Below are 14,825 nucleotides of genomic sequence, written 5' to 3'. Positions count from 1 at the left end.
CAAAGAAATTTTAACGAAAGAGAAAGCCGCATTACGGATATGGAATGACGCAGACACACCAATGTGTGGTTATTCCGGTCCGGTGGGCAGCGCGGCAGCCATGCTGGAGCGAACTGGTTGCGAAGGGGCATCAAAGGTTGCAGCGCCGGTCCGCAAGAACGGAATCCGCTCATGCTCTGTTGATGGAAAGAGCGTTCACATCACCGGTGGAGGAATCTGATGAGCAAGGCGGAGTCCAAGAAGCAGCAGATGGCCGCGGGCGCGGCGCTGGCCGCCAAGCGCGGGGAGCAGCCGGAATCCAGCCTGCGCGGCGCGTCAAAAGAAATGGCAAAGTCGATGAGCGAAAAGGAACTGCGGGAGATGGCGTCCGCGAAGCGCAAGGACCTGCCCTCCCGCAGTTCGAAGGACGATGCGAAGGAGTGAAGTTGAACGGGTGTGGGAAAACTGACGGGGGCGTCCCCGTCAGTTCTGTTCCTGCGGACGGAAGGTTGCGACGCGGTAGGCGTACCAGGCGGCGATGGCGGCGATGACCAGCTTGGCCACCGGGTCCATCCATCCCGACACCTTGTCGTACTGGCCCTCCAGCAGATAACCCGCCCCGGCGAGGACCAGCGACCACAGCGCCGTTCCGATGGACGAGTAGACCAGGAAGCGGGCCAGCCCCATCCCGGCGATCCCGGCGGGGACGGAAATCAGCGTGCGCACCGCCGGGATCAGGCGCCCGATCAGCACCGACGCCGCGCTGTGCCGGCGGAACCAGCCCGTCGCCTCGTCCACCTGTGCGGGAGCCACCGTCAGCCAGCGGCCATGCCGCGCGGCCAGCCGCTTCAGCCGCTCGCTGCCCAGCCACCGCCCGGCGTAGTACCAGAACAACGCTCCCGCCACCGAACCTACGGTGCCCGCCAGAACCACCAGCGGGAGGCTGAGATCGCCACGGGCCGCGACGAAGCCGGCCAGCGGCATGATGAGTTCCGATGGGATGGGTGGAAAGACGTTCTCCAGCAGCATCAGAAGCGCGATGCCGGCGTAGCCGCCGCTTTCGACCATGTTTGTGATCCACTCGAACACGCGGTCCTCCGGTTCCGGTTGCCTGGATAACCCGCCAGCGCCGCGGGAGTTCACCGGCTCTACCAATGAGGGAGGGGCGCCGACACCATGACCTTTCGTATTGCTTTCACTTTTTTCGTATTGCGGCCCGTTGAACCCTCAGCTACCGTTTGAAACGAAAACAAAGGCGCAGACCGCAAGGGGCGGGCGCACAGCGAAGAGGAGGGATGGATGGCCGGGGTCTACGACCTTGCCATCGTCGGCGGCGGCATCAACGGCTGCGGCATCGCGCGCGATGCCGCGGGGCGCGGCTGCTCCGTCTATCTGTGCGAACAGAAGGATCTGGCGTCGGGCACGTCCTCGGCCTCGACGAAGCTGATCCACGGCGGCCTGCGCTACCTGGAATATTACGAATTCCGGCTGGTCCGCGAGGCGCTGCGCGAGCGCGAGGTGCTGTGGCGCATGGCGCCGCACATCATCTGGCCGCTGCGCTTCGTCCTGCCCCATCTGCCCGGCCTGCGGCCCTCCTGGTTCCTGCGGCTGGGCCTGTTCCTCTACGATCACCTCGGCGGGCGGGAGAAACTGCCGGGCACGCGCGGGCTCGATCTGCTCAGCGATCCGGCGGGGAAGCCGCTGAAGCCCGGTTTCGGTCGCGCTTTCGAATATTCGGATTGCTGGGTCGACGACGCGCGTCTGGTGGTCCTGAACGCGCAGGACGCCGCCCGCATGGGCGCGACGATCCGCACCCGCACCCGCTTCCTGAGCGCCATCCGCGAGGACGGGCTGTGGACCGTGACGGTGGAGGACACGCGCAGCGGGCAGCGCAGCAGCATCCGCGCCCGCGCGCTGGTCAACGCCGCCGGCCCCTGGGTGTCGGAGGTGATGCGGCAGGGGGCGCGGTCCACGGTGGACGCGCGCATCCGTCTGGTCCAGGGGTCGCACATCGTGGTGCCGAAGCTGTTCGACCACGACCGCTGCTACATCTTCCAGAACGCCGACAAGCGCATCGTCTTCGCCATCCCCTACGAGCGCGACTTCACCCTGATCGGCACCACCGACAACGACTACCAGGGCGATCCGGCCGACGTCCGGGCGTCGGAGGCGGAGATCGCCTATCTCTGCGCCGCCGCCGGGGACTATTTCGCCAAGCCGGTGACGCCCGCCGACGTGGTGTGGACCTATTCCGGCGTCCGCCCGCTCTACGACGATGGCGCCTCGACGGCGCAGGCGGCGACCCGCGACTATGTGCTGGCGCTCGACGCGCCGGGCGACGGCAAGGCCGCGCTGCTCAACATCTTCGGCGGCAAGATCACCACCTACCGCCGTCTGGCCGACGCGGCCATCGCCAAGCTGGCTCCCTTCCTGCCGAAGCTCGCCCCAGGCGCCTCGGACTGGAGCAGCGCCGGGACCCTGCCAGGCGGCGATTTCCCGGTGGACGGCGTCGCGGCTCTGGTCGCCGAACTGCGCGGGCGGGCGCCCTTCCTGACGCAGCCGCATCTGGAGCGGCTGGTGCGCACCTACGGCACCCGCGCCCGCCGGATTCTCGACAGCGCCGCGCGGCCGGAGGATCTGGGCCGCGACTTCGGCGGGACCCTGACCGAGGCCGAGGTCCGCTATCTGATGACGGAGGAATGGGCGGAGACCGCCGAGGACGTGCTGTGGCGCCGGACCAAGCTGGGGCTGCGGCTGGACGCCGCCCAGGTGCAGGCGCTCGACGCCTTCATGACGGAGGAGCGCAGCCGGAGGGAGAGGGCATCCGACGCTGCCGAATAGCGGGCGTGGAAAAACGGCGACAAGAACCATCTCAATAAAGAAAAAATGAATATTGGGGAGGAAGGCCGGTGGGCTTGGTTCTGGACAAGGTCAGCAGGCATGTCGGCGGCCACGTTCACCTCGAGAACGTGTCGCTGAGCCTGGAGCGCGGGTCGCTGAACGTTCTGCTGGGGCCGACCCTGTCGGGCAAGACGTCGCTGATGCGGCTGATGGCCGGGCTGGACGTGCCCAGCGCCGGGCGCGTGCTGGTGGACGGGGTGGACGTGACGGGGCGGCACGTCCGCGAACGCTCCGTCGCCATGGTCTACCAGCAGTTCATCAACTACCCCTCCCTGACCGTCTACGAGAACATCGCCTCCCCCCTGCGGGTCGCCCGCCGGCCCAAGGACGAGATCGACCGCAAGGTGCGGGAGGCGGCGCGCCTGCTGAAGCTGGAGCCCTACCTGCAGCGCACGCCGCAGCAGCTCTCCGGCGGCCAGCAGCAGCGCACCGCCATCGCCCGCGCCCTGGTCAAGGAGGCGCAGCTCGTCCTGCTCGACGAGCCGCTGGCCAACCTGGACTACAAGCTGCGCGAGGAACTGCGGGAGGAGTTGCCGAAGATCTTCGCCGCGACCGGTGCCGTCTTCGTCTACGCGACAACGGAACCGGCGGAGGCGCTGCTGCTCCGCGGCAACACGGCGACGCTGTGGGAAGGGCGGCTGGCGCAGTTCGGGCGCACGCCGGACGTCTACCGCCGCCCGGCCAACCTGACCAGCGCGCGGGTCTTCTCCGACCCGCCGCTCAACACCATGCGGGTGCACAAGCGCGGCCTGCAAATCGTGCTGGCGACCGGCGAGCACGGGCCGGCCCGCGGCGTGCTGGCGGAGCTGCCGGACGACGACTACACCATCGGCTTCCGCGCCGACCACCTGCACCTGACGCGGCCCCACGCCGACGCGATGTCCCTGAGCGGTGCGGTGGCGGTCAGCGAGATCACCGGCTCGGAGAGCTTTGTCCACATCGACCTGCCGCGCACCGATGGCGGAACCGACCGCTGGGTCGCCGTCACCCGCGGCGTGCTGGAGGTCGAACCGGGCGAGCGGATCGACTGTTTCATCGACCCGCGGCGGCTGTTCGTGTTCGGCCATGACGGGCGGCTGGCCGCGGCGCCGCCGCTGGTCATGGCGGCGTAAAGGGGAGGGCGGACGGCATGGCGCGCATCGACCTTCAATCCCTCGGCCACAGCTACATATCCAATCCCAAAGGTGACGACGACTACGCGCTGAAGCCGATGACCCATGTGTGGGAGCAGGGCGGGGCCTACGCGTTGCTCGGGCCGTCGGGCTGCGGCAAGACCACGCTGCTGAACATCATCTCCGGCCTGCTGACCCCCAGCGAGGGACGGGTGCTGTTCGATGGCAAGGACGTGACGGCCCTGCCGACCGAGGCGCGCAACATCGCCCAGGTCTTCCAGTTCCCCGTCGTCTACGACACCATGACGGTCTACGAGAACCTCGCCTTTCCGCTGCGCAACCGCGGCCTGCGCGGGGCGCCGCTCGACGCGCGGGTGCGGGAGATCGCCGGGCTGCTCGACCTGACGGCGGACCTGAACCGGCGCGGGCGGAACCTGACCGCCGATGCCAAGCAGAAGATCTCGCTGGGGCGAGGGCTGGTCCGCCCGGATGTGGCGGCCATCCTGTTCGACGAGCCGCTGACCGTCATCGACCCGCATCTGAAATGGGAGCTGCGGTCGAAGCTGAAGGCGCTGCACCGGGCGCTCGACCTGACGATGATCTACGTGACCCACGACCAGACGGAGGCGCTGACCTTCGCCGACAAGGTGGTGGTGATGCATGACGGGCGCGTCGTCCAGGTGGGCCGCCCGCAGGAGCTGTTCGAGCGGCCCGCCCACGTTTTCGTCGGCCACTTCATCGGATCGCCGGGCATGAACGTCCTGCCGGCCGAGGTATCGGGCCGCGCCGCGCGGGTCGGCGGCCACGTCATCGCGCTGCGCCGCGGCTATCCGGCCCTGAACGGCGGAGCGAAAATTGAAATTGGCGTGCGGCCGGAGTTCGCCACGCTGGCGCCCGCCGGGGCCGGCGGCGTGCCGGTGCGGGTGCGCCGGCTTGACGATCTGGGACGCACGCGCATCGCGCGGGTGGAACTGTCGGGCCTTCCCATGGCCGCGACGGTGCCGGAGGATCTGACTCTCGCGGGGGACGAGGCGTCCCTGCTGCTCGACCCCGCCATGGTGCATGTCTACGCGGACGGAACGCTCGTGGAAGGGGAGGCGGCGTGATGGACAAGCCCGTCAACCAGGGGGCATGGCTGTTGGTCCTGCCGGTTCTGCTGATCGTCGCCTTCTCGGCCATCCTGCCGCTGATGACGGTGGTCAACTACTCGGTGCAGGACACCTTCGGGAATAACCAGTTCTTCTGGAACGGCATCGGCTGGTACCAGGAGCTTCTCGACCCCTCCACCGACCTCGGCGGACGGTTCTTCGACGCGCTGTGGCGCAACCTGCTGTTCTCGCTGCTGATCCTTCTGATCGAGGTGCCGCTGGGCATCGCCGTGGCTCTGAGCATGCCGCGCCACGGCTGGCGGGTGGCGGCGACTCTGGTGGTGCTGGCGCTGCCGCTGCTGATCCCGTGGAACGTCGTCGGCACCATCTGGCAGATCTTCGCCCGCGAGGATATCGGCCTGCTGGGCTGGGCGGTCAACCGGCTGGGCATCCCCTACAACTACACGGCGGACCCGCTGTCGGCCTGGGTGACCATCGTGGTGATGGACGTCTGGCACTGGACCTCGCTGGTGGCGCTGCTCTGCTACGCCGGCCTGCGCTCCATCCCCGACGCCTTCTACCAGGCGGCACGGATCGACGGGGCGTCGCGCTGGGCGGTGTTCCGCAACATCCAGTTGCCGAAGATGCACCGGGTGCTGCTGATCGCCGTGCTGCTGCGCTTCATGGACAGCTTCATGATCTACACCGAGCCCTTCGTGGTGACCGGCGGCGGCCCCGGCAACTCGACGACCTTCGTGTCGATCGACCTCGTCAAGCTGGCGCTGGGGCAGTTCGACCTCGGCAAGGCCGCGGCCCTGTCGATCGTTTACAACCTGATCATCCTGGCGGTCTGCTGGGTCTTCTACACGGTGATGACCCGCATGGACGCGCAACGGAACTAGCAAAGGAAACGGGCCATGCTGCGCGCACGGATCGTCCTCACGCTCTACATCCTGTTCCTGATGCTGCCGATCTACTGGCTCGTGAACATGAGCCTGAAGACGAACACCGAGATCGTCAGCGGCCTGACGCTGTGGCCCCACACCCTGACCTTCGAGAATTACCGGCGGATCTTCACCGACTCGTCCTGGTATTCGGGCTATCTGAACTCGCTGCAGTATGTGGCGCTGAACACGGTGCTGTCGATCGCGCTGGCCCTGCCGGCGGCCTACGCCTTCTCGCGCTACCGCTTCGTCGGCGACAAGCATCTGTTCTTCTGGCTGCTGTCCAACCGCATGGCCCCGGCGGCGGTCTTCGCGCTGCCCTTCTTCAACCTCTATTCGGCCATCGGGCTGTTCGACACGCCGCTGGCCGTGGCGCTGGCCCACTGCCTGTTCAACGTGCCGCTGGCGGTGTGGATCCTGGAGGGCTTCATGTCGGGGGTACCGCGGGAGATCGACGAAACCGCCTATCTCGACGGCTACAGCTTTCCGCGTTTCTTCGTGAAGATCTTCATGCCGCTGGTGGCGAGCGGGATCGGCGTCACCGCCTTCTTCTGCTTCATGTTCAGCTGGGTCGAGCTGCTGCTGGCGCGCACGCTGACCTCGGTGGACGCCAAGCCCATCGCGGCGACGATGACGCGCACCGTCTCGGCCTCCGGCATGGATTGGGGGCTGCTGGCGGCGGCGGGGGTGCTGACCATCCTGCCCGGCGCGCTGGTGATCTGGTTCGTGCGCAACTACATCGCCAAGGGCTTCGCCCTGGGCCGCGTCTGACGGGAGGGAGGACGCCGCCATGGACACCGTCACCGAACATCTCGCCTGGATGGCCTGGACCTGGCAGACCGGCGCCTTCTTCGCCGTCATCGCCGGGCTGCTGACCCTGCTGACCGTCCTGGCGCTCAACCGGCCGGAGGTGGCGCGCCCCGGCGTGCTGGGCATCACCACGACGCGCGGCGACCGGCTGTTCATCACGCTGCTCGGCAGCGCCTTCATCCACCTCGCCTGGCTGGGGCTGGTGGGTGGGGAGGTGCAGTACGCGACCGCGCTTTCGCTTCTTTACGCCGCGGCGGTCTTCCGCTGGGTGTGACGGCCGGCCTGTGCCGGCCGGAACGGGCCTAAAACAATGGAAACGGGAGGAAACAACGATGCGTACCCTGTATCTCGCCTCCGCATCCGCGGCGGCGCTTCTTCTGTCATCGGCCCCGGCCTTCGCCGACATCGAAGCGGCCAAGCGCTGGATCGACAGCGAGTTCCAGCCTTCGACCCTGTCGAAGGAGGAGCAGCTGAAGGAAATGCAGTGGTTCATCGACGCCGCCAAGCCCTTCGCCGGCATGGAGATCAACGTCGTCTCCGAAACCATCACCACCCATGAGTACGAGGCCCGGACGCTCGCCAGAGCCTTCAGCGAGATCACCGGCATCAAGCTGCGCCACGACCTGATCCAGGAAGGCGACGTGGTCGAGAAGATCCAGACGCAGATGCAGTCCGGCAAGAACATCTACGACGCCTGGATCAACGACAGCGACCTGATCGGCACCCATTTCCGCTACAAGCAGGTGGTTCCTCTCACCGACTGGATGGAGGGGGAGGGCAAGGACGTCACCCTGCCGACGCTGGACGTGAACGATTTCATCGGCAAGTCCTTCACCACCGCGCCGGACGGCAAGCTCTACCAGCTCCCCGACCAGCAGTTCGCCAACCTCTACTGGTTCCGCTACGACTGGTTCACCAACCCGGACATCAAGGCGAAGTTCAAGGCCAAGTACGGCTACGATCTGGGCGTCCCGGTCAACTGGTCGGCCTATGAGGACATCGCCGAGTTCTTCACCAACGACGTGAAGGAGATCGACGGCGTCAAGGTCTACGGCCACATGGACTACGGCAAGAAGGACCCGTCGCTGGGCTGGCGCTTCACCGACGCGTGGCTGTCGATGGCCGGCAACGGCGACAAGGGCCTGCCCAACGGCAAGCCGGTGGACGAGTGGGGCATCCGCATGGAGGGCTGCCGCCCGGTCGGCTCCTCCATCGAGCGCGGCGGCGACACCAACGGCCCGGCCGCCGTCTACTCCGTCACCAAATATGTGGAGTGGCTGAAGAAATACGCGCCGCCGCAGGCCGCCGGCATGACCTTCTCCGAATCCGGCCCGGTGCCGGCCCAGGGCAACGTCGCGCAGCAGATGTTCTGGTACACCGCCTTCACCGCCGACATGGTGAAGGACGGCCTGCCGGTGGTGAACGCCGACGGCACGCCGAAATGGCGCATGGCCCCGTCGCCGAAGGGCGCCTACTGGAAGGACGGCATGAAGCTGGGCTACCAGGACGCCGGGTCGTGGACTCTGCTGAAATCCACCCCGGTGGACCGCCGCAAGGCGGCGTGGCTCTACGCCCAGTTCACCATGGCGAAGTCGGTCAGCCTGAAGAAGAGCCATGTCGGCCTGACCTTCATCCGGGAAAGCGACATCTGGGACAAGAGCTTCACCGAGCGCGCGCCGAAGCTGGGCGGGCTGGTCGAGTTCTACCGCTCTCCCGCGCGCGTGCAGTGGACGCCGACCGGCAACAACGTGCCGGACTATCCGAAGCTGGCGCAGCTCTGGTGGCAGAACATCGGCGACGCCTCCTCCGGCGCCAAGACGCCGCAGGCGGCCATGGACGCGCTGGCCGCGGCCCAGGACTCCGTGCTGGAGCGGCTGGAGCGGTCCGGCGTGCAGGGCGAATGCGGGCCGAAGATGAACAAGAAGGAGTCGGCGGAGTTCTGGTTCGCCAAGGCCGAGAAGGACGGCACCACCGCGCCGCAGCGCAAGCTGTCCAACGAGAAGCCCAAGGGCGAGACGGTGGACTACGACCAGCTCATCAAGTCCTGGCCGGCCTCGCCGCCGAAGAAGGCCGCCATGGCGCAGTGATGCGATGACTTGAATCCCTCTCCCGTCCCGGGAGAGGGTGGCCCGAAGGGCCGGGTGAGGGTCGTTCGAGGATCAAGGTGCTGATCCTTGCCAGTACCCTCACCCTCCCACGCTGACGCGTGGGTCCCTCCCTCTCCCGGGACGGGAGAGGGGAAAGAAGAAAGACCATAGGAAAGACCATGTCTGAAGCCGGCCACGTCCTCGCCATCGATCAGGGCACCACCTCCACCCGCGCCATCGTCTTCGACCGGCGGGGCGTTCCCGCCGGGGTGGCCCGGCGGGAGTTCGCGCAGCATTATCCCGCCGACGGCTGGGTGGAGCACGATCCGGAGGACATCTGGCGCGACACCGTGGCGGTGATCCGGGGCGCCGTGGACGAGGCCGGGCTGAATGCGTCGGACATCGCCGCCATCGGCATCACCAACCAGCGCGAAACCACCGTCGTCTGGGACCGCCGCACGGGCGAGCCGGTGCACCGCGCCATCGTCTGGCAGGACCGCCGCACCGCCGACCTCTGCCGCAAGCTGGTGGAGGAGGGCTGCGGGCCGCTGGTGCGGCGCAAGACCGGGCTGCTGATCGATTCCTACTTCTCCGCCACCAAGATCGCCTGGATTCTCGACCATGTCCCCGGCGCGCGGGAGCGGGCGGAGCGGGGCGAGCTGTGCTTCGGCACCATCGACAGCTTCCTGCTGCACCGGCTGACCGGCGGGCGGGTGCACGCCACCGACGCGACCAACGCCTCGCGCAGCATGGTCTTCGACATCCACCGCCAGGACTGGGACGACGAGCTGCTCGCCCTGTTCCGCATCCCCCGCGCCATGATGCCGGAGGTGCTGGACAGCAGCGCCGAGTTCGGCGCGACGGAGCCGGATCTGCTGGGCCGCCCCATCCCGATCACCGGCATCGCCGGCGACCAGCAGGCGGCGACCTTCGGGCAGGCCTGCTTCGAACCGGGCATGGTGAAGTCCACCTACGGCACCGGCTGCTTCGCCCTGCTGAACACCGGCGACGAGCCGGTGGAATCGCGCTCCAACATGCTGACCACGGTGGCCTACCGGCTGGACGGGCGGACGACCTACGCGCTGGAGGGTTCCATCTTCATCGCCGGGGCGGCCATCAAGTGGCTGCGCGACGGGCTGGGGATCATCACCCACGCCTCCCAGACCGACGACATGGCGACCCGCGTTCCGGACAGCCACGGCGTCTATCTGGTGCCGGCCTTCGTGGGCTTGGGCGCCCCCCATTGGGATCCCGAGGCCCGCGCCGCGATCTTCGGCCTGACGCTGGACGCCGGCCCGGCCCACATCGCCCGCGCCGCGCTGGAGGCCGTGGCCTTCCAGACCCGCGACCTGCGCGACGCCATGGTCTCCGACTGGTCGGCCTCGCACATGGCGACCTCCGACGCGCTGCGGGTGGACGGCGGCATGGCGGCGAACGACTGGCTGTGCCAGTTCCTGGCCGACGTGCTGGACCTGCCGGTGGAACGCCCGGCGGTGATCGAGACGACCGCGCTGGGAGCGGCCGGGCTGGCCGGGTTGAAGGCCGGAGTCTATCGCGATCAGGCGGCGCTGGCCGGCGCTTGGCGCTGCGACCGCCGCTTCGAGCCGCGGATGGACACGGCCAAGCGCGCCCGCCTGTACGACGGCTGGCTGGACGCCGTGCGCCGCGTGCGCCGCGAACGCTGAGGGACAGGAGCCATGACCCTGTTGGGCGAGGATCTGCGCGGCAAGCGCGTGCTGGTGACCGGCAGCAGCCGGGGCATCGGCGCGGCGGTGGGCACCGCCTTCGCCAGCCTGGGGGCGCGGGTGGCGCTTCACGGTTCTGGTGGCAATGATGCCGCGGCGAAGCTGGCGCTCGCCCTCACGGCGGGCGGCACGGAGGTCTATGCGGTGAGCGGCGACTTCCGCGACCCGCGCGCCGTGGAGTCGGCGGTGGACGCGGCGGTGCAGGCGCTGGGCGGGCTGGACATCCTCGTCAACAACGCCGGCACCATGGTGGGGCGGGTGCCGCTGGAGCGGATCGGCGACGACTTCCTGGACGAGGTGATCGACCTCAACCTGCGCTCCGTCGTCGTGGCCTGCCGGCGCGCCCTGCCGGCCCTGCGCGCCGCGGGGGGAGGGGCCATCGTCAACACCGTCTCCATCTCCGCCCGCACCGGCGGCAGTCCCGGCTCCTCGATCTACAGCGCGTCGAAGGCCTTCGTGTCGACCTTCACCCGCTCCCTGGCGGCGGAGCTGGCGCCGGACCGCATCCGCGTCAACGCTGTCTCGCCCGGCACCATCGACACCGATTTCCACCAGCGCTACTCCTCGCCGGAGAAGCTGGCGGCGACGGCGGCGCGCATCCCGCTGGGCCGGCTGGGCACGGCGGAGGACTGCGTCGGCGCTTATCTGTTCCTGGCGTCGGATGTGCTCAGCGGCTACATCACCGGGCAGGTGATCGAGGTGAACGGCGGCCAGCTCATGGCGTGAGCGGCCCCGGCCCGGCAAGCCGGTCCAGGACGAAGCGCAGCCGCTCGGCCACCGGCGCCTTGGGCAGTTCGACCAGCTCGTAACCCAGCCCGCCGTAGGTCTCGACCATGGCGTCGTGGGTCGCCGCGGCTTCGGCCAGGGTCTGTCGGCGCTCGGCGTCCGGCGCGAAGATCTCCGGCCAGTGCGGAGCAATGAAGACGGTCCGGTGATAGCGGAAGCGGCGGGCGGCCGTTTCCATATGCGCCGGAACCGGGCGGCTCATCAGACGCAGATAGCCGATGACGTCCGGGATGCCGCGGTCGAAGAAGACCGTCCCCGCCTGCTCCCGCGCGAGGCGGAGGGAGCGCAGTTCCCAGCACAGCATCAATTCCGCGAAGGCCGACGGATCGATCCAGGGCAGCGCCGGCCCGCCGATGGCGGCTTGGTCCTGGATGATGGCGCGGCCCGCCTCGACGCTGTGGGCGTAGCCTTGGCGGGCCAGCGCGTCGATCAGGGTGCTTTTCCCGGAGCCGGGGCCACCCGTAATGACGACGAGGCGGCGCGCGTCTTCGCTCATGGGACGTCCTCCTGTGTTGTTGGTACAGTCGCCGTGGAAAGGACGAATCATGCCGCCCAAACGCCTCCTCATCGTCGCCCACTGCCCGTCGCCCAACACGCGGGCGCTGCTGGACGCCGTGCTGCGCGGGGCGCGGTCGCCGGAGGTGCAGGGGGTGGAGGTGGTGGCGAAGCCGCCGCTGGAGGCGGGGCCGGAGGATGTGCTGGAGGCGCAGGGCGTGATCCTCGGCACGACCGAAAATCTGGGGTACATGAGCGGGGCGCTCAAGGATTTCTTCGACCGCAGCTATTACCCTTGCCTGGAGCGCACTCAGGGGTTGCCCTACGCCCTGTTCGTCCGGGCGGGCCATGACGGGACGGGGACCTGCCGCGCCGTCGCCTCCATCACGACGGGGCTGCGCTGGCGTCCGGTGCAGGAACCATTGGTCTGCCGCGGCCCCTACCGCGATGATTTCGCCGCCTCCTGCGCGGAGTTGGGGCTTCTGATGGCCGCCGGGCTGGAGGCGGGGATCTTCTGATGGCCTATGCCCGGCGGGGTGGCATCTATCGGGAGTGCTATTGACGACACCCCCCATTCATACAGTCTCCTACGTGCAACGAAACAGCGTCACGCCCGATGACGCGTGCATAAGGAGGGGCCGATGGAGAGCAGCAAGGGCCGGCCGGTCTGGCGCGGCGAGGTCAAGAAGGTCGGGACCATCACGGTCACCGACGACACGACCGGAAAAACCGTCAAGCTGCCGCTGCTGGAAGGCGAAACCGGCCCGCGCGCCATCGATGTGCGCAAACTCTACGCGGAAACCGGCTACTTCACCTTCGACCCCGGCTTCACCTCCACGGCGAGCTGCGAGTCGGCGATCACCTTCATCGACGGCGACGAGGGCATTCTCCTGCACCGCGGCTACGCCATCCAGGATCTGGCGGAGAACTGCGATTACCTGGAGGTCTGCCACCTGCTGCTGCGCGGGGAGCTGCCGAATCCGCAGCAGAAGGAGGAGTTCGAGCGGACCATCACCTACCACACCATGGTGCATGAGCAGTTGAGCCGCTTCTACAGCGGGTTCCGCCGCGACGCGCACCCCATGGCGGTGATGTGCGGCGTGACCGGCGCGCTGTCGGCCTTCTACCACGATTCGACCGACATCCTCGACCCGCGGCAGCGGATGATCGCCGCCCACCGGCTGATCGCCAAGATGCCGACCATGGCCGCCATGGCCTACAAATACTCGGTCGGCCAGCCCTTCATGTACCCGCGCAACGACCTCAGCTACGCGGAAAACTTCCTCTACATGACCTTCGGGACGCCCTGCGAGACCTGGAAGGTCGATCCGGTCCTGGCCCGCGCCATGGACAAGATCTTCATCCTGCACGCCGACCACGAGCAGAACGCCTCGACCTCCACGGTGCGGCTGGCCGGCTCGTCGCACGCCAACCCCTTCGCCTGCATCGCCTCGGGCATCGCGGCGCTGTGGGGGCCGGCGCACGGCGGCGCCAACGAGGCCGTGCTGCTGATGCTGGAGGAGATCGGCTCGGTGGAGCGCATCCCCGAGTTCATCAAGCGCGCCAAGGACAAGAACGATCCCTTCCGCCTGATGGGCTTCGGTCACCGGGTCTACAAGAACTACGACCCGCGCGCCAAGATCATGCGCCAGACCTGCTACGAGGTTCTGGACGTGCTGGGCATCAAGGACGAGCCACACCTCGCCATCGCCATGGAGCTGGAGAAGATCGCGCTGGAGGACAGCTACTTCGTCGAGAAGAAGCTGTACCCGAACGTCGACTTCTACTCGGGCATCATCCTGAAGGCGATGGGCTTCCCGACCAGCATGTTCACCGTCCTGTTCGCGCTGGCCCGCACCGTCGGCTGGATTTCCCAGTGGCAGGAGATGATCGAGGACCCGCAGCAGAAGATCGGGCGCCCCCGCCAGCTCTACACCGGCAATCCGGGCCGCGCCTTTGTTCCGCTGAACAAGCGCGGCTGACGGAACGCCGGTCCCTTACGCCACGGCGATGCGGTAGCTCAGCTCCCGCATCGCGCCGGGGGCGAGATGCAGCAGCCCCGGCTTGTCCGCGAACTCCCCGTCGAAGTCCGCCGGGGAGGCGTGGCCGTGCCAGGGCTCGATGCACAGGAAGGGCGCGCCGGTCGGCTTCGACCAGATGCCCAGTTCGCGAAAGCCTTCCCAGGAGACGGTGACGGCCGGGGTGCCGGGCGCGCCGTAGCGGACGGATCGGCTGGCCGGCCGGTCGAGGATCACCGCGTCCCGCGTGAACAGCCCCTGGTTCAGCGGCAGGCGGCGGCCTTCGACGGGCGTCGGCTCCGGCTGCGGCGACAGGAGCCCGCCATCGACGCGGCGGATCGGGGCGGGTTCGTCCGCCTCGAACACAAGCTCGTGCGCCTCCTTCGGCACGCCGTCCTGCAACGGCCAGCGGAAGGCCGGATGCACGCCAAGCGAGGCGGGCAGCACCTCCGTGCCCAGATTGGTGATGCGGTGGCGGATGGTCAGCCCCGCCGCGTCCAGCTCGAAGATCAGTTCCAGCCGGAAGGCGAAGGGATACAGCGCCCGCGTCTGCGCGTCGTCGGACAGCGAGAGGCGGCAAAGGGTAGGGGTGTGCTCCTCCCAGGCGAAGCGGCGGTCGCGGGCGAAGCCGTGCTGTGTCATGCGGAAGGGGCGGCCCTGGTGGCGCAGCGTGTCGTCCTTCAGCCGCCCGACGATGGGGAACAGCACGGGCGCGTGGCGCGGCCACTCCGGACCGGCCTGCCAGAGCAGCTCCCGCCCGTCGAGGGTCAGGGAGCACAGCTCCGCCCCATCGGCCTTGATCGCGGCGCCGAGGCGCCCGTTGCTGAGTGTGTGCCGGTTCATGGGGCGATGTCCTTTGC

At 68.2% G+C, this 14,825-nt stretch carries 15 protein-coding genes; 12 read left to right on the top strand and 3 right to left on the bottom strand.

Features of this window, described 5'->3' with window-relative positions:
* Positions 1-219: 219 nt before the first annotated feature.
* Positions 220-423, top strand: coding sequence for a DUF3008 family protein (locus H0B54_RS10675; RefSeq protein ID WP_094306237.1), 204 nt, complete (start codon positions 220-222; stop codon positions 421-423).
* 39 nt (positions 424-462) lie between these two features.
* Here H0B54_RS10675 and H0B54_RS10670 read toward each other — a convergent pair whose 3' ends face one another.
* Positions 463-1,047, bottom strand: a complete 585-nt coding sequence (locus H0B54_RS10670; protein WP_211109306.1) for a DedA family protein — start codon at positions 1,045-1,047, stop codon at positions 463-465.
* Between the two features lie 231 nt (positions 1,048-1,278).
* Here H0B54_RS10670 and glpD point away from each other — a divergent pair, with 231 nt between their 5' ends.
* From glpD to H0B54_RS10625, 9 genes are all read left to right on the top strand, one after another.
* A complete protein-coding gene (gene glpD, locus H0B54_RS10665; protein WP_188260282.1) occupies positions 1,279-2,820 on the top strand; it encodes a glycerol-3-phosphate dehydrogenase in 1,542 nt (513 codons plus the stop codon).
* A 68-nt stretch (positions 2,821-2,888) separates the two neighbouring features.
* Positions 2,889-3,992 carry an ABC transporter ATP-binding protein gene (locus H0B54_RS10660; protein WP_149649048.1) on the top strand — a complete coding sequence of 368 codons (1,104 nt, stop codon included), beginning with the start codon at positions 2,889-2,891 and terminating at the stop codon, positions 3,990-3,992.
* 17 nt (positions 3,993-4,009) lie between these two features.
* Complete coding sequence (locus H0B54_RS10655) at positions 4,010-5,098, top strand: ABC transporter ATP-binding protein (RefSeq protein WP_188260281.1); 1,089 nt, start codon at positions 4,010-4,012, stop codon at positions 5,096-5,098.
* The gene (locus tag H0B54_RS10650; RefSeq protein WP_014242526.1) at positions 5,098-5,982 is read left to right on the top strand and encodes a carbohydrate ABC transporter permease; all 885 of its coding nucleotides are present in this window, start codon (positions 5,098-5,100) and stop codon (positions 5,980-5,982) included. The genes H0B54_RS10655 and H0B54_RS10650 overlap by 1 nt, the downstream gene beginning before the upstream one ends.
* A gap of 15 nt (positions 5,983-5,997) precedes the next feature.
* Positions 5,998-6,795: a carbohydrate ABC transporter permease gene (locus H0B54_RS10645; protein ID WP_014242527.1), complete on the top strand. Its 798-nt coding sequence runs from the start codon at positions 5,998-6,000 to the stop codon at positions 6,793-6,795.
* 19 nt (positions 6,796-6,814) lie between these two features.
* Positions 6,815-7,108: a DUF2160 domain-containing protein gene (locus H0B54_RS10640; RefSeq protein ID WP_094306232.1), complete on the top strand. Its 294-nt coding sequence runs from the start codon at positions 6,815-6,817 to the stop codon at positions 7,106-7,108.
* A gap of 58 nt (positions 7,109-7,166) precedes the next feature.
* Complete coding sequence (locus H0B54_RS10635) at positions 7,167-8,921, top strand: ABC transporter substrate-binding protein (RefSeq protein WP_094306231.1); 1,755 nt, start codon at positions 7,167-7,169, stop codon at positions 8,919-8,921.
* A 179-nt stretch (positions 8,922-9,100) separates the two neighbouring features.
* The gene (gene glpK / locus H0B54_RS10630; RefSeq protein ID WP_188260280.1) at positions 9,101-10,606 is read left to right on the top strand and encodes a glycerol kinase GlpK; all 1,506 of its coding nucleotides are present in this window, start codon (positions 9,101-9,103) and stop codon (positions 10,604-10,606) included.
* Between the two features lie 12 nt (positions 10,607-10,618).
* Positions 10,619-11,392, top strand: a complete 774-nt coding sequence (locus H0B54_RS10625) for an SDR family NAD(P)-dependent oxidoreductase (protein ID WP_188260279.1) — start codon at positions 10,619-10,621, stop codon at positions 11,390-11,392.
* Here H0B54_RS10625 and H0B54_RS10620 read toward each other — a convergent pair.
* Positions 11,382-11,948: an AAA family ATPase gene (locus tag H0B54_RS10620; RefSeq protein WP_246472456.1), complete on the bottom strand. Its 567-nt coding sequence runs from the start codon at positions 11,946-11,948 to the stop codon at positions 11,382-11,384. The two genes, H0B54_RS10625 and H0B54_RS10620, sit on opposite strands and share 11 nt — an antisense overlap.
* Before the next feature lie 49 nt (positions 11,949-11,997).
* Between H0B54_RS10620 and H0B54_RS10615 the strand changes: the two genes are divergently transcribed.
* Both H0B54_RS10615 and gltA read left to right on the top strand, forming a co-directional pair.
* Positions 11,998-12,465: a flavodoxin family protein gene (locus H0B54_RS10615; RefSeq protein WP_188260277.1), complete on the top strand. Its 468-nt coding sequence runs from the start codon at positions 11,998-12,000 to the stop codon at positions 12,463-12,465.
* Positions 12,466-12,588: 123 nt separating this feature from the next.
* Positions 12,589-13,929: a citrate synthase gene (gltA, locus tag H0B54_RS10610; protein WP_188260276.1), complete on the top strand. Its 1,341-nt coding sequence runs from the start codon at positions 12,589-12,591 to the stop codon at positions 13,927-13,929.
* Between the two features lie 15 nt (positions 13,930-13,944).
* Here the strand turns inward: gltA and H0B54_RS10605 are convergent, their stop codons facing one another.
* On the bottom strand, positions 13,945-14,808 hold the full coding sequence (locus H0B54_RS10605) for an aldose 1-epimerase family protein (protein ID WP_188260275.1): 864 nt from the start codon (positions 14,806-14,808) through the stop codon (positions 13,945-13,947).
* Positions 14,809-14,825: the final 17 nt, after the last annotated feature.

The sequence above is a fragment of the Azospirillum tabaci genome (genome assembly GCF_014596085.1).
GTDB classification, from domain to species: Bacteria; Pseudomonadota; Alphaproteobacteria; order Azospirillales; family Azospirillaceae; genus Azospirillum; species Azospirillum tabaci.
The sequence above is the reverse complement of the archived record's forward strand: the minus strand, read 5'-3'. Positions and strand labels throughout refer to the sequence as shown.

Bases quoted from the DNA above. Each gene is read 5' to 3' on its own strand.
- H0B54_RS10655 (WP_188260281.1), top strand. From the start codon at position 4,010: ATGGCGCGCATCGACCTTCAATCCCTCGGCCACAGCTACATATCCAAT.
- H0B54_RS10625 (WP_188260279.1), top strand. From the start codon at position 10,619: ATGACCCTGTTGGGCGAGGATCTGCGCGGCAAGCGCGTGCTGGTGACC.
- H0B54_RS10620 (WP_246472456.1), bottom strand. From the start codon at position 11,948: ATGAGCGAAGACGCGCGCCGCCTCGTCGTCATTACGGGTGGCCCCGGC.
- H0B54_RS10640 (WP_094306232.1), top strand. From the start codon at position 6,815: ATGGACACCGTCACCGAACATCTCGCCTGGATGGCCTGGACCTGGCAG.
- H0B54_RS10605 (WP_188260275.1), bottom strand. From the start codon at position 14,808: ATGAACCGGCACACACTCAGCAACGGGCGCCTCGGCGCCGCGATCAAG.
- glpD (WP_188260282.1), top strand. From the start codon at position 1,279: ATGGCCGGGGTCTACGACCTTGCCATCGTCGGCGGCGGCATCAACGGC.
- gltA (WP_188260276.1), top strand. From the start codon at position 12,589: ATGGAGAGCAGCAAGGGCCGGCCGGTCTGGCGCGGCGAGGTCAAGAAG.
- H0B54_RS10675 (WP_094306237.1), top strand. From the start codon at position 220: ATGAGCAAGGCGGAGTCCAAGAAGCAGCAGATGGCCGCGGGCGCGGCG.
- H0B54_RS10635 (WP_094306231.1), top strand. From the start codon at position 7,167: ATGCGTACCCTGTATCTCGCCTCCGCATCCGCGGCGGCGCTTCTTCTG.
- glpK (WP_188260280.1), top strand. From the start codon at position 9,101: ATGTCTGAAGCCGGCCACGTCCTCGCCATCGATCAGGGCACCACCTCC.
- H0B54_RS10670 (WP_211109306.1), bottom strand. From the start codon at position 1,047: ATGGTCGAAAGCGGCGGCTACGCCGGCATCGCGCTTCTGATGCTGCTG.
- H0B54_RS10650 (WP_014242526.1), top strand. From the start codon at position 5,098: ATGGACAAGCCCGTCAACCAGGGGGCATGGCTGTTGGTCCTGCCGGTT.
- H0B54_RS10645 (WP_014242527.1), top strand. From the start codon at position 5,998: ATGCTGCGCGCACGGATCGTCCTCACGCTCTACATCCTGTTCCTGATG.
- H0B54_RS10615 (WP_188260277.1), top strand. From the start codon at position 11,998: ATGCCGCCCAAACGCCTCCTCATCGTCGCCCACTGCCCGTCGCCCAAC.